The 12,751-nt window shown below is 61.2% G+C and carries 12 protein-coding genes; 5 read left to right on the forward strand and 7 right to left on the reverse strand.

Features of this window, described 5'->3' with window-relative positions; all coding sequences use genetic code 11:
- The first annotated feature begins 51 nt into the window (after positions 1-51).
- From MSKU9_RS00255 to MSKU9_RS00275, 5 genes are read left to right on the forward strand one after another with little or no spacing between them, the layout of a single operon-like run.
- Positions 52-2,394, forward strand: coding sequence for an adenylate/guanylate cyclase domain-containing protein (locus tag MSKU9_RS00255; protein ID WP_141259361.1), 2,343 nt, complete (start codon positions 52-54; stop codon positions 2,392-2,394).
- A complete protein-coding gene (locus tag MSKU9_RS00260; protein ID WP_141259362.1) occupies positions 2,391-3,281 on the forward strand; it encodes an MlaE family ABC transporter permease in 891 nt (296 codons plus the stop codon). The genes MSKU9_RS00255 and MSKU9_RS00260 overlap by 4 nt, the downstream gene beginning before the upstream one ends.
- Position 3,282: 1 nt before the next feature.
- Positions 3,283-3,978, forward strand: coding sequence for a P-loop NTPase family protein (locus MSKU9_RS00265; protein ID WP_141259363.1), 696 nt, complete (start codon positions 3,283-3,285; stop codon positions 3,976-3,978).
- Positions 3,978-4,931: an MlaD family protein gene (locus MSKU9_RS00270; RefSeq protein ID WP_141259364.1), complete on the forward strand. Its 954-nt coding sequence runs from the start codon at positions 3,978-3,980 to the stop codon at positions 4,929-4,931. The genes MSKU9_RS00265 and MSKU9_RS00270 overlap by 1 nt, the downstream gene beginning before the upstream one ends.
- Positions 4,928-5,818 carry a hypothetical protein gene (locus MSKU9_RS00275; RefSeq protein ID WP_141259365.1) on the forward strand — a complete coding sequence of 297 codons (891 nt, stop codon included), beginning with the start codon at positions 4,928-4,930 and terminating at the stop codon, positions 5,816-5,818. The genes MSKU9_RS00270 and MSKU9_RS00275 overlap by 4 nt, the downstream gene beginning before the upstream one ends.
- Before the next feature lie 145 nt (positions 5,819-5,963).
- Here the strand turns inward: MSKU9_RS00275 and MSKU9_RS00280 are convergent, their stop codons facing one another.
- From MSKU9_RS00280 to sucC, 7 genes are all read right to left on the reverse strand, one after another.
- Positions 5,964-7,421: a SulP family inorganic anion transporter gene (locus tag MSKU9_RS00280; RefSeq protein ID WP_141259366.1), complete on the reverse strand. Its 1,458-nt coding sequence runs from the start codon at positions 7,419-7,421 to the stop codon at positions 5,964-5,966.
- Between the two features lie 34 nt (positions 7,422-7,455).
- Positions 7,456-7,983 carry a 6-pyruvoyl trahydropterin synthase family protein gene (locus MSKU9_RS00285; protein WP_141259367.1) on the reverse strand — a complete coding sequence of 176 codons (528 nt, stop codon included), beginning with the start codon at positions 7,981-7,983 and terminating at the stop codon, positions 7,456-7,458.
- A complete protein-coding gene (gene queC, locus MSKU9_RS00290) occupies positions 7,976-8,713 on the reverse strand; it encodes a 7-cyano-7-deazaguanine synthase QueC (protein WP_141259368.1) in 738 nt (245 codons plus the stop codon). The genes MSKU9_RS00285 and queC overlap by 8 nt, the downstream gene beginning before the upstream one ends.
- A 1-nt stretch (position 8,714) precedes the next feature.
- Positions 8,715-9,350, reverse strand: a complete 636-nt coding sequence (queE, locus tag MSKU9_RS00295; RefSeq protein ID WP_141259369.1) for a 7-carboxy-7-deazaguanine synthase — start codon at positions 9,348-9,350, stop codon at positions 8,715-8,717.
- Between the two features lie 88 nt (positions 9,351-9,438).
- On the reverse strand, positions 9,439-10,455 hold the full coding sequence (gene bioB / locus MSKU9_RS00300) for a biotin synthase BioB (RefSeq protein ID WP_141259370.1): 1,017 nt from the start codon (positions 10,453-10,455) through the stop codon (positions 9,439-9,441).
- A 107-nt stretch (positions 10,456-10,562) separates the two neighbouring features.
- The gene (sucD, locus tag MSKU9_RS00305; protein WP_141259371.1) at positions 10,563-11,435 is read right to left on the reverse strand and encodes a succinate--CoA ligase subunit alpha; all 873 of its coding nucleotides are present in this window, start codon (positions 11,433-11,435) and stop codon (positions 10,563-10,565) included.
- Between the two features lie 4 nt (positions 11,436-11,439).
- The gene (sucC, locus tag MSKU9_RS00310) at positions 11,440-12,639 is read right to left on the reverse strand and encodes an ADP-forming succinate--CoA ligase subunit beta (protein ID WP_141259372.1); all 1,200 of its coding nucleotides are present in this window, start codon (positions 12,637-12,639) and stop codon (positions 11,440-11,442) included.
- Positions 12,640-12,751 lie beyond the last annotated feature (112 nt).

The following is a 12,751-nucleotide window of genomic DNA, read 5'->3' on the forward strand; positions in this document are numbered from 1 at the left end:
TAGTCTGCGCCCGTTAGCCGTACCTGATTGTATTGAAACAGGAAGAGAGCATTGTCCACGGACGAGATTGTCGATCCCACGATTGCCCCTTCCGACCAGTTCCGGCGCTTTCTCTATCATATCGGCATTCCGGTGGCCGGTGTGGTTACGGTCATTGCCGTCATTGCCGGGGTGGGGTGGCATTCCTACCAGACCGTCCGCACTGGCGCGCTGACCCTGACGCATGACCTGCTGGTCAGCCAGCAGGAGTATATTGCCAAGGAAGTCAGTTCCTTCCTCATGCCCGCCTCCGCCGGGGCGATCGTGGCGCGCGACATGCTCGAGCATGGTGCCCCAGCGGTCGAACAGAAGATATTCAACGGCTACAGCAGCACCATGATGCGGAATGTTCCGCAGATCCAGTCCTTCTACATTGCCGACAGCGACGGCAATTTCAGTACGCTGGAACATGGTGAACAGCCCGGCCAGACCGCACTTACAACCCTGCATGATGTGGGTACGCCCAAGGCGATCTTCACGCATGAACTGCGTGACGGCGATGGCAAGCTGCTGAAGCAGTGGCAGACCCCGGCAGGTACATATGACCCCCGCGGGCATGCATGGTTTACCGATGCGGTCAAGGCCGGGCAGGAAATCTGGACCCCTCCCTACCTTGTGGAAGTCACCAGGCAGATCACCATTACGGCGGCGGTTCCGTACAAGGGCAGTAATGACAAGACGTATGTCTATGCCATCAACATGTCCCTCAACCACCTCAACAATTTTCTCAATTCGCTGAAAATCGGTGAAAGTGGTAACGCGATCCTGCTTCAGCAGGGCGGGAATGTTGTCGCCGGTCACGGTATGCAGGAAACCCAGACCAAGGCGCAGGGTGATCCGGCCAAGATGACGCTGGATCCCGTGAAATATCCGGTCATGACCAAGGCATTTGATGAATACCGCGTCCATGGTTATGGCGCACGTACCATCAAGGTGAATGGTCGACGGTATGTGACCATTACCGCCAACCTGCCGGTCGGCAAGGATAGCTGGGTGCTGCTGCTGGTGGCGCCCGAGGATGATTTCTCACGTTTCGCCATGGCGGGCGGACAGCAGAACCTGATCTTCTTCGTTCTGGTTGTGATCATGGCGCTGGGCTTCGGGCTGCTGCTGTTCCTGCAGGCGCGCCGCAGTGACGGCCTGCGTAACCTGATCGCCAGGATGAGGCGGGTCGCCGGTCACGAAAGTGATGCCCTGCAGGAGGTCGCGCAATACGAGGAACTGTTCAATCCCGAAGACAATGCCCTGATTCTGACCAAGAAGCTGGCTGAACAGTCCGAGGCCAGAAGGGCCGCCATCTGGCGGATCCTGCATGATGGCCATACGCTCATGTGCATCGATTCCTATGATCGATTGCAGGACGTGCATTCCGGCGGCTTTGAAATGTCCACCACGGACCTGAAAAGCTTTTTCGACGCCGTATTCCATGGTGACCGCCTGGCCACGACCGCTGCCGATACGGATGAGCACACGACAGCATTCTACCGTGTGTACATGCGTGCTTTTGGCAGTAAATCCCTGGTCTGCTGCCCGATCGTGGGGAATGGTGGTCCGGTCGGGGTCATCACGCTGGAAGATGCGCCGCAGGCGGAAATGGTCTATCATTTCGTGCAGATGGTTGCAGGTGTGGCGGCGGTCCGTTTTTCCGCCCAGCATTATACTGCGGTGGCCGCCGCGCGTGAGGAACTGGAAACGGAGCCCGCAGCCACAGAGGAACTTCACGATCCCAGCCAGGGATTCCTGCTGGCCCCGGGTGCGTTGTCCATAAACGGACAGCCGAACGCTACGGACCTGAGCCAGATGGAAGGATTCTATCCCGCCGTCACCATCATGGTCATCAGCCTGTCTGACATGATCATGACGGCCCAGAATGATCCGGCCGCCAATATCAAGCTGATTGATGACATGGCGGCTGCGTTGCAGGATATTGCCCATCAGTGCGGGCTGTATTCCATCCGCATGCTGGGGCATCGCGTCGTCTGTATAGCGGGGTGTTCGCGCACGCCGGACAAGGGGGCGGTGTTCCGCATGGCGAATGCTGCGCTCATGATGCGTGAAAACGTGCTGGCCATGCTGTCGAAAGCGGATCTGGACCCGGTCTTCCGCATCGGTATTGATGTCGGGCCGGTATTTGGCGGCATGCTGGGCAAGAACCCGCAGGCGTTCAACCTGTGGGGGGATGCCATGGGCATGGCCGAGATGATGGCGCAGGGCGCGCCGGATGTCGGCACGATCCAGGTATCGGAAAATGTTTACCAACGCCTGCGTCAGTACTTCCTGTTTCGTGAACGTGGCCGGTTCTTCATTCCTGGCATGGGGCTGACACGTACTTATGTGCTGGCCGGACGGCGATGACCGATACGCCAACCCAGGCCCCTGAGCGCGCGGCGCCACAGACAGGCCCCATGGCTGTTCCCCAGCCGGATGACGCCGGTCGTCTGGTGCATCTGCTGCGGCGTTTTGCGCCGTGGCTTGCAGCCCTTGGGCGGCTGACGCGGCATCAGGTGCGTTACACCCTGCTGGTGATTGGCGCCGGGTGGGGCGTGCTGCGCGAAAGCATGCGGTCCAATTCATGGCGCAGGCCGGTTATCTATGAATTCCGCGCCACCCTGCGGCAGGTTGTCAGTGGCGGTTTCCTTAGTATCGTGATCACCGCGACGCTGACGGGTCTTATGGTGGTGTCACAGGCTGCGTACTGGCTGGGTTATGCAGGCATGGCGCAGATGACGGGGTCGATCCTTGTTTCCGTGCTGGTGCGTGAAATTTCCCCCATCCTTGTTGGCATCATCATCATGGGGCGCAGCGGCATGCTGTCGCTGACCGAAATCGGCATGATGGTGCTGGGTGGAGAAGTGCGGGCGTTACAGGCGCGCGGTATTGACCCGTTTCTGGCGCTGATCATGCCGCGTACGTTCGCCTTTACGCTGGGTGGCTTTACGCTGGGCATGATCTTTGCCGTTGTATCGCTGCTGATGGGGTTTGTGGTCGCCCATTCCACGGGGGCCATCACGTCCTCGGTCTGGACATTCTTCTTCAATGTCCTTGCTGCGATGACGACATGGGATTACCTGATTATTCCGCTGAAATTCGTGCTGGTCGGTTTCTTTGTCGGGGTGGGGTCATGTGTTTCGGGCCTGACCGTCAGCAGCAATGACACGATGGCCACCATCATGCCGCGTGGATTTGCGCGCGGGATCATGCTGGTGCTGGTGGTCAATATCCTCTTCATGCTGGATTTCTGACATGACAGCCAACGCTCCCCTGCTGGAACTGCGTGACGTCGTGCCGTCGTTCGAGGAAACCGGCCTCATGCCTGCGCCATACAACCTGCGCATCATGCCCGGTGAATGCGCGGTGATCGATTGTCGCGATTTTGAACGGGCCGCCATGTTTGCCGACCTGTGTTCAGGCATGGTTTCGCTGACGCAGGGCAATATCAGGTTCATGGGGCTGGACTGGAGCGCCCTGCACGACCGGCAGCTCTATGCGCTGCGTGGGCGTATTGGCCGCATTTCGCGCAACAGCAGCTGGCTCAACCTGTTTGGCACGCATCTCAATATCATGCTGCCACACCTGTACCATACCATGGACCCGTTTGATAACGTGGTCCTGCATGCCACTGAACTGGGGCATCGGTTTGGTTTTCCCGGCCTGCCAACGTCCGCGCCCGACCGGCTGTCGGGTGCGGATCTGGCTCGGGCGGCGTGTGTACGTGCCTTCATGGGGCGGCCGGACCTGCTGGTGCTGGAGGATATATCCGACACGCTGCCAGAAGAGAATGTCCTGCCGTTTCTTGAAATGATGACCACGGCGCGGGATCGTGGCTGTGGCGTGTTATGGTTCGTCCGTTCCGCGGCGGCCTGGCATGAATATCGCAAGGCGGTGAATATCCACATGCGCCTTCTTGACGAAGGTCTTTTTCCCATGCGGGTGGTGTAATGGTCCAGAAACAACAGTCAGACGGAATCCGGCAGCTTGTGCGCGTCCGTTACGCCGATGAATGGGTGGGGATACTGGTCCTTGTGGCCCTTGTCATCCTGCTTGGTGCGGTGATCGAGGCCGGCGTGCTGCGTGACTGGCTGACGCCGGCGGGCAGGCTGCGGATCGTGCTGCCCGAAAACGGTGTCAGTGGCCTGTCGGTTGGTGACGATCTGGAGGTCATGGGCATCCATGCGGGCACCGTGCGGCGCGTGCGGATCAATCCGTCGGGGGGCATGTACGCCATTGCCGAGATCGATCCCGATATTGAACCCTATATCCGTCGTGACAGCACGGCCATCATCCGCAAGCGCTTCGTGGTGGCCGGGGCCAGCTACATCGATGTTTCACGCGGGACGGGGGACAAGCTGGACTGGAGCTATGCTGTGCTGAGCGCCACCAACGCGCCCAACCCGGCTGACACCATTACCCAGACCTTCAGTGACATCCGTGACCGTGTCATCCCGGTTCTGGACAATGCCCAGCACATGATGGCAACGCTGGACGCCACCATTACGGACATGCATGCGGGCAAGGGCTCCATCGGGCGTCTCATGACCAATGACGACCTGATCCGTCAGGCTGAACAGATGATTACCAGCCTTAACGCCACCATTGCACAGCTGACACCGATCGAAAAACAGCTTGCGGGTGTCATGGACAAGGCGAGCGCCAGCATGACCAACGTGCAGAAGGCCACGGGCGACCTGAGCAACGCGACACCGGCCATTACCCATAACCTGCAGGATGCCAGCCAGCAGCTGCCGGTGCTTCTGGTTCAGGCGCAGACAACCGCCAGCAGCCTGCAGAAGCTGGTCGATCAGATGCGCGGTCTGTGGATACTGGGCGGTAATGGCAACAAGGCGGCGAAGCATAACCATGCCCGCCTTCCGGCGCAGAAGGTGCAGCCATGAGAATGAAGAAGGAATATGCAGTCCTCGGCCTTGCCTTTGCGCTGGCAGGATGTGGTGGGGGCCAGGCAGTTACCCAGCCGGGTGACGCCACCCTGTTGCAGGATATGGATACCGCGAAGGATGCCGTGGGCCTCGAACGTCTTTCGGTGGCGGAACAGCAGTACCGTGCCGCAGGCCAGCGGGCTATCGCGCGTGATGATGTCACGGCCATAGGTGATGCGGGCTATAACCTTGCCACTGTCCAGCTGGATGAGGACAAGGCGCAGGATGCGCTGTCCACGGTAACCGCGACGCGTTCGGCTCTGGCGATGCGGGGGCAGACGGGTGATGATGCCGGGCTGGATCTGGTGCAGGCGGGTGCCCTGCGTCGACTGGGGCGCGCTACCGAAGCAGCAGATGCCGCTACACGTGCTGCGGCGGCACAGGACCCGGATATTGTGGAAAAAGCCCAACTGATCCGTGGCTTGATTGCCGATGACAGCAACGATCAGACCACGCTGGCATCCGTCGATGCCTATTTCGCGAACCTGACCGGAAAGGTACCGACAGGCTGGACGGCGGATGCAAAGGAAATTGCAGCCCGTAACCTGCTGGCTACAGGCGGTAGCACACAGACCGCCATGCAGGACGCCATGCAGGCGGCGACCCTTCGCCAGACGCAGGTGGATTACCGTGATATGGCCCGTGCGCTTGGCGTTGCCGCCCGTGCGGCTGACAAGGCGGGAAATACGCAGGTAGCGGCCCAGCTTTATGCCCGTGCCAGCCAGAGCGCGCGACAGGCGGGTGACAGGGCTGCGGCTGATCGCTGGGCAAAGCGGGCGGGCACGACCACCGTCGCAGATCCTTTTGCCCTGCCTGCCGCTGCGACGACGACAAAGAAAAAATAGGGATCAGCCTTTTGCCCGGCAGGGCATCCGTTGCGTGTGCCGGGTTCGTAATCAGGCAAGAGTGCCGCCTTTTTTAAAAAAGGTGACTCCCGGAAATTTTCAACAGCTTAATGGGGTGGGCCCATCCAGCCCACCATACCTGTCATTATGCCGGCTGCAGCCGTGTATGCCTGGTCAGAAGTCGGGTACTGGCGCCATTCAGTCCGATCAGCTGTACATCCATGCCCTGTGCCTCCATCTTGCCAATCAGCTCTTCCAGCATGCCGGCGGCCGTCATGTCCCATAAATGGGCATGGGTCAGGTCGATCGTGATGTGGCGGGCGGTATCATGCAGGTCGAATGCATCGGCAAAGCTGTCGGATGAGGCAAAGAAGACCTGCCCGTTCACGATATAGGTCCGCGTCTGGTTATCAGCCGAAAGCGTATTGCTGACTGACAGCATGCTGGATACCTGAAAGGCAAAAAACAGCCCGTTCAGCAGTACGCCCACGGCAACACCTGCAGCAAGGTCATGCGTGCCCACGACAACTGCCACCGTCGCCAGCATGATGACACTGGTGGTGCGGGGATGATGGACAAGGTCACGTAGCGATGACCATGAAAACGTGCTGGCCGACACCATGATCATGATTGCCACAAGGGCTGCCACCGGCACCTGCGCCACCCATGGGCGCAGCGCCACCATAAGCAGCAGCAGGAAGGCGCCCGCCACGAAAGTGGAAAGCCGTCCCCGCCCGCCATAACGCAGGTTACCTACGGTCTGTCCGATCATGCCACACCCCGCGATGCCACCAAACAGGCCGACGGCGATATTGGCGATACCCAGCCCCATGCATTCCTGCCGCTTGCTGCTGTGGGTTTCCGTCAGGTCATCCACCACGCGGGCCGTCATCATGGATTCCAGCACACCTACGCTGGCCATCGCCAGCGCAAAGGGTGCAATGATGTTGAGTGTATCAAGCGAGAACGGTACATCAGGCCAGACCAGATGCGGCAGGCTGTCAGGCAGGCGGCCAAGGTCGGCGACCGTATGCAGCGGCATGGGGTACAGCATCGACACTACGGTCAGCACAACAATGCAGATCAGTGGTGACGGGATGGCGGAGAAAAGTCGGGGCAGGGTGTAGATGATCACCAGCCCCAGCGCGATCATGGCATAGGTATGCCATGTCACATGCAGCATATGCGGGACCTGCGCTGAAAAGATCAGGATGGCCAGCGCATTGACAAACCCGGTCCGCACCGGGCGCGAGACATAGCGCATCAGCACATGCAGCCGCAGGATACCGAACACAACCTGCAACAGGCCACATAGCAGGGTCGCGGCCAGAAGATACTGCACCCCATGGGCGCGAACCAGGGCTGCGGCCACCAGGGCTACGGACCCGGCTGCCCCGGATATCATGCCCGGCCTGCCGCCGGTAAAGGCGATCACGACGCTTATGACAAAAGACGCATAAAGCCCGACTGCGGGATCGACCCCCGCGACAAAGGAAAAAGCAATGACTTCGGGGATCAGCGCAAACGTGCCGACCATACCGGCCAGTGTGTCGCGCGTGATGTTACCGAACCATTCCTGACGGTAACGGGCGAGTGCAGACATGAAAAAAACGGGGCCTTTCGGGGCAGAAGGGTAATCAGGTATCGGAAATGGTCGTGTCCGCACGCCGCCACCAGCAGTGCGGGGCGGGACGCGGCTGGGGCAGGACCGCCAGCGGGTCGCCACTGTAACGGACCGTGTTGGTGGGTGTTTCCTCGATTTCAATGCTGGCGCAGGTCAGCGTCCCGTTATCGGCGGCAAGGAAGGCATTCAGCTTGGCCATAAGCAGGCAGGCCAGCAGTTCGGTCGTGGGGTCGCCGGGTGTGACCAGTATGCGCTGCGCACGCTGTGGTTCGTGCCGGGCAAACCATGCGCGCAGGGGATCATCTTCCGACAGTTGCAGGGCATGGTCGACATGGTTGTCGATAAAGCCATGCCAGATACCCTTCGCCCGCTGGAAGGGCATGACCATGTTGGTGCGGCCGTCCAGTGCCGTCGGGTTCGTGGCGCGCAGGTGGACGCGGATATATTCATTATGGCCATGGGGCAGGGCGCAGCGTTCGCTTTCGCCCGCCAGCAGCCGGTGCGCCATGGAAAAGCGCCGGGTGAAAACCAGTTCAAACATGCTGGCGTGCCGCCATGTACTGCTCCCATCCCGCCTTGCGCAATCTGCAGGCAGGGCAGGTGCCGCAGCCATGTCCCCATGCATGAAGGGTACCACGTGTGCCAAGGTAGCAGCTATGGCTTTCGCGGTTGATCAGGTGGACAAGCGCATCACCACCCAGCTGGTGGGCCAGTTCCCATGTCTGTGCCTTGTCTATCCACATCAATGGCGTGTGCAGCACGTAGTGGGCGTCCATGCCAAGGTTGAGCGTTACCTGCAGGGACTTGATCGTGTCATCGCGGCAGTCAGGGTAGCCGGAATAATCAGTCTCGCACACGCCGGTCACGATATGGCGGATGTTGCGGCGTGCAGCCAGGGCCGCGGCAAAGGTCAGGAAAATCAGGTTGCGACCGGGTACGAATGTGTTGGGCAGGCCGTTTTCGCTCATTGTGATCTTGGCTTCACGCGTCAGCGCCGTGTCCGATACGGTGCCAAGGGCGGCAAGGTCGAGTGTATGGTCCGCGCCCAGACGCTCGGCCCACCGGGCATTCTGTCTCGCCATCCCGTCGCGCAGGGCTGCGCGGCATTCCAGTTCAACCGCATGGCGCTGCCCGTAATCGAAACCAAGCGTCTCCACCCGGCCAAAACGCGCCAGTGCCCATGCAAGGCAGGTGGCTGAATCCTGACCGCCGGAAAACAGGACCAGTGCAGCTTCATTTTCAGGATGGGATGGGGGAGGGGGAACGCTCATATCAGGGTATCCCGATCAGCTTGTGGGTCTGCAATGACAACCGCCATTGCGGGTGATACATGCAATACGTGACCGCATCGGTGGTGTTGCGGGCACGATTGGCATTATCCATTGGCTGGAGCCAGAACTGCTGGAAATCAAGCCCGGCCACCTGATCGGGCAGCAGGTCCGGCTGGGGATAGACCAGCTTCAGTTCATGTCCATGCGTCTGGACCAGATCCGCACCGGCCTTGGGGCTGACGCATATCCAGTCGATCCCGTCCGGTGCGGCCATGGTGCCATTGGTTTCCACCGCGATTTCAAAGCCGCGTGCATGTAATGCCGCAATCAGCGCATCATCAAGCTGCAACAGGGGTTCACCGCCGGTCAGGACAACGAAGGCCCCTTTCCTGTCCCGTGCGGGCCATTGTGCGGCAATGGCGTCGGCCAGATGGTCCGCATCCGCGAAGCGACCGCCACCGGGGCCGTCGGTGCCGATGAAATCCGTATCACAGAACCGGCAGGTGGCTCGGTCCCGGTCGCGTTCCAGACCCGACCACAGGTTACACCCCGTAAACCGGCAGAATACTGCCGTACGGCCCGCCTGCGCGCCCTCGCCCTGCAGGGTGGGGAATATTTCCTTTACGGTATAGGACATGTTCCAGATTTCGTAATGCACGCGGCCGGAAAAAGGGCACCACGCGTGGGAACTGCCCCAGCCGGTCCCGCGCCCGGCTGCGTCGGGTTCAGCCCTGTTTGTGTGATGTATGCATGCCCAGCCGGTCAAGCAACTGCCGGTCACGCAGGGCTGCCGGATTGGGCGTTGTCAGCAGGCGTTCGCCATAAAAAATGGAATTGGCGCCAGCAAGGAAGCACAGCGTCTGGGCTTCATCACTCATGTCTTCGCGGCCTGCGGCAAGACGTACGCGGCTGGCAGGCATGGTGATGCGGGCGGCGGCGATGGTGCGCACGAATTCGATCGGGTCAACCGCTGCCGCCCTGTCCGCCAGCGGGGTGCCTTCCACGCGCACCAGCATGTTGATCGGCACGCTTTCGGGATGGCGGGGCAGGCTGGCGAGCGTCGCGATCATGCCCGCACGGTCCGTGATGTCTTCCCCCATGCCGACAATGCCGCCACAGCAGACATTGATCCCGGCATCGCGCACGTTTTCCAGCGTGTCAAGACGGTCCTGAAAGGTGCGGGTGGAAATGATGTCGCCATAATATTCGGGCGAGGTATCGATGTTGTGGTTGTAGTAATCCAGCCCGGCATCCTTGAGCCTGTGCGCCTGACGGTTATCGAGCATGCCCAGTGTCACGCAGCTTTCCAGTCCCAGCGCCTTCACGCCCTCGACCATGGCGCACACGGTCTCAAGATCATGTTCCTTGGGGCTGCGCCACGCCGCACCCATGCAGAAACGTGCCGCGCCTGCGGCCTTGGCGGCGCGGGCTTCCTTCAGCACTTCTTCCACGGCCATCAGGCGGCTGGCCTTCACGCCGCCATCCTCATGCACGGCGCTCTGCGGGCAATAGGCGCAGTCTTCGGGGCAACCGCCGGTCTTGATCGACAGCAGGGTGGAAATCTGCATTTCCGTGGGGTCGAAACGGGCACGATGCACCGTCTGTGCGCGGTAGATCAGGTCCGGGAAGGGCTGCGCCATAAGGGCTGCGACTTCGTCACGCGTCCAGTCTGTCCTTATGGGGGGCAGGCTGGTGGCCCCGGCGTGCATGGACAGGGTGTCCGGGCTGCTCCCATCGGGCATCGGTCTGGATCCTCTGGCGGTGAAGTGGAAAACTTTTCCGGCTGTGCCATACAAAACCGGCGATGACCATACTTTTATTGTTATGGGGCCATCGCCGGAAGTATGGGTCAGCCCAGCACGCGGGCCAGTGTCGTGCCCAGCTCGGCAGGGCTGGGGGCGACATGGATGCCCGCTTCACGCAGGGCCTCGATCTTGGCGCTGGCGGTCTCGTGCCCGCCGGTAATCACGGCACCCGCATGGCCCATGCGACGGCCCGGCGGTGCGGTGGCGCCGGCGATGAAACCCACGACCGGCTTGCGCGTGCCACTGGCGCGGATCAGTTCGGCGCCATCGATTTCGGATGTGCCGCCGATTTCACCAATCATGACGATGGAATGCGTGTCCGGGTCCGCGATCATGCGTTCAAGGACATCGGTAAAATCCATGCCCTTGACCGGGTCGCCGCCAATACCGACACAGGTGCTCTGCCCCTGGCCAATGGCCGATGTCTGGGCTACGGCCTCATAGGTCAGGGTGCCCGAGCGTGAAACGATGCCCACATGGCCACGGCGGTGGATCGGGCCGGGCATGATGCCGATCTTGCATTCATCCGGCGTGATGATGCCGGGGCAGTTGGGGCCGATCAGCAGGCTGTCGGAGCGTTCGAGGGCCGCGCGCACGCGCACCATGTCCTGCACCGGGATGCCTTCGGTAATGCATACGATCAGCGGGATGCCGGCGGCAATTGCCTCAAGGATCGCATCCGCAGCGCCCGCGGGCGGCACGTAGATGACGGAGGCATCGGCCCCGGTCGCTTCACGCGCCTGCGCTACGGTGTCGAATACCGGCAGGCCAAGGTGCAGGCTGCCGCCCTTGCCCGGTGTGACGCCACCGACCATGCGGGTGCCATAGGCAATGGCCTGTTCAGTGTGGAAGGTGCCCTGCGCGCCGGTAAAGCCCTGCGTGATCACCTTGGTGGACTGGTTGACAAGAATGGACATTCACTCAGGCTCCCGCATTACGGACGGCGGATACGATCTTGCGGGCGGCATCGCCCAGGTCATCGGCGGGGATGATCGTCAGGCCGGATTCAGCCAGAAGCGCCTTGCCGCGTTCGACATTCGTGCCCGCCAGGCGCACGACCAGCGGGACGCTCAGCCCGGTTTCGTGCGATGCGGCGATGATGGCTTCCGCAATCACGTCGCAGCGCATGATGCCACCGAAGATGTTGACAAGGATGCCGCGCACCTTCGGATCGCCGATCAGGATGCGGAAGGCGGCCGCCACCCGTTCCTTGGATGCGCCACCACCGACATCAAGGAAGTTGGCAGGCTCCTCGCCTTCCATCTTGATGATGTCCATCGTCGCCATCGCCAGGCCCGCGCCATTGACCATGCAGCCGATGTTGCCATCCAGTCCGACATAGGCCAGCCCGTATTCGGCGGCTTCGCGCTCACGCGGGTCTTCCTCGTGCACGTCACGCAGCTTCGCCAGTTCGGGGTGGCGGAACAGCGCGTTTTCATCGAACGACATCTTGGCGTCCAGCGCCAGCAGGTCGCCCGAACCGGTCACGACCAGCGGGTTGATTTCCACGATCGCGGCGTCAAGGCCGGTAAAGGCGTTGTAGGCGGAACGCACGACGTTCTGGAACGCTCTGATCTCACGCCCCTTCAGGCCGAGGCGCACGGCAAGGTCGCGCGACTGGTAATCACACAGCCCCTTGGCCGGGTCGACATATTCCTTGAGGATGCGTTCAGGCGTGCGGGCCGCCACGTCCTCGATTTCCATACCGCCATCGGGGGATGCCACAATGACGATCTGGCCCGTGCCGCGATCGACCAGCATGGAAAAATACAGTTCACGCGCAATATCGCAGCCGGATTCGATATATAGCGTGCGTACAAGCCGGCCCATCAGGCCGGTCTGTTTGGTGACCAGCACTTCACCCAGCATGGCTGTGGCGGCATCGCTGACTTCGCCCGTGTCGCGGGCCAGACGTACGCCGCCCTTGCCTTCGGGTTTTCCCGCGAAATGCCCGGCGCCGCGCCCACCCGCGTGGATCTGTGCCTTGACCACCGTAACCGGCGCATTCAGGGCGCGGGCGGCATCAACGGCTTCCGCTGCGGTGGTGGCGGCACGTCCTTCAGGCACGGGCATGCCGTAGGAGCGCAGAAGCGCCTTTGCCTGATATTCGTGAATATTCATTTGGCGACCCAATCTGTCGTTCTTATTGGCGGTGTCGGGCTACGCCCCTAGCACGATATGGCCCCGGAATGACAGGGGTGGGATGGATGCGGGATTGGCGTAAACATGAAAC

The sequence above is a fragment of the Komagataeibacter diospyri genome, assembly GCF_006538165.1.
Taxonomy (GTDB): Bacteria; Pseudomonadota; Alphaproteobacteria; order Acetobacterales; family Acetobacteraceae; genus Komagataeibacter; species Komagataeibacter diospyri.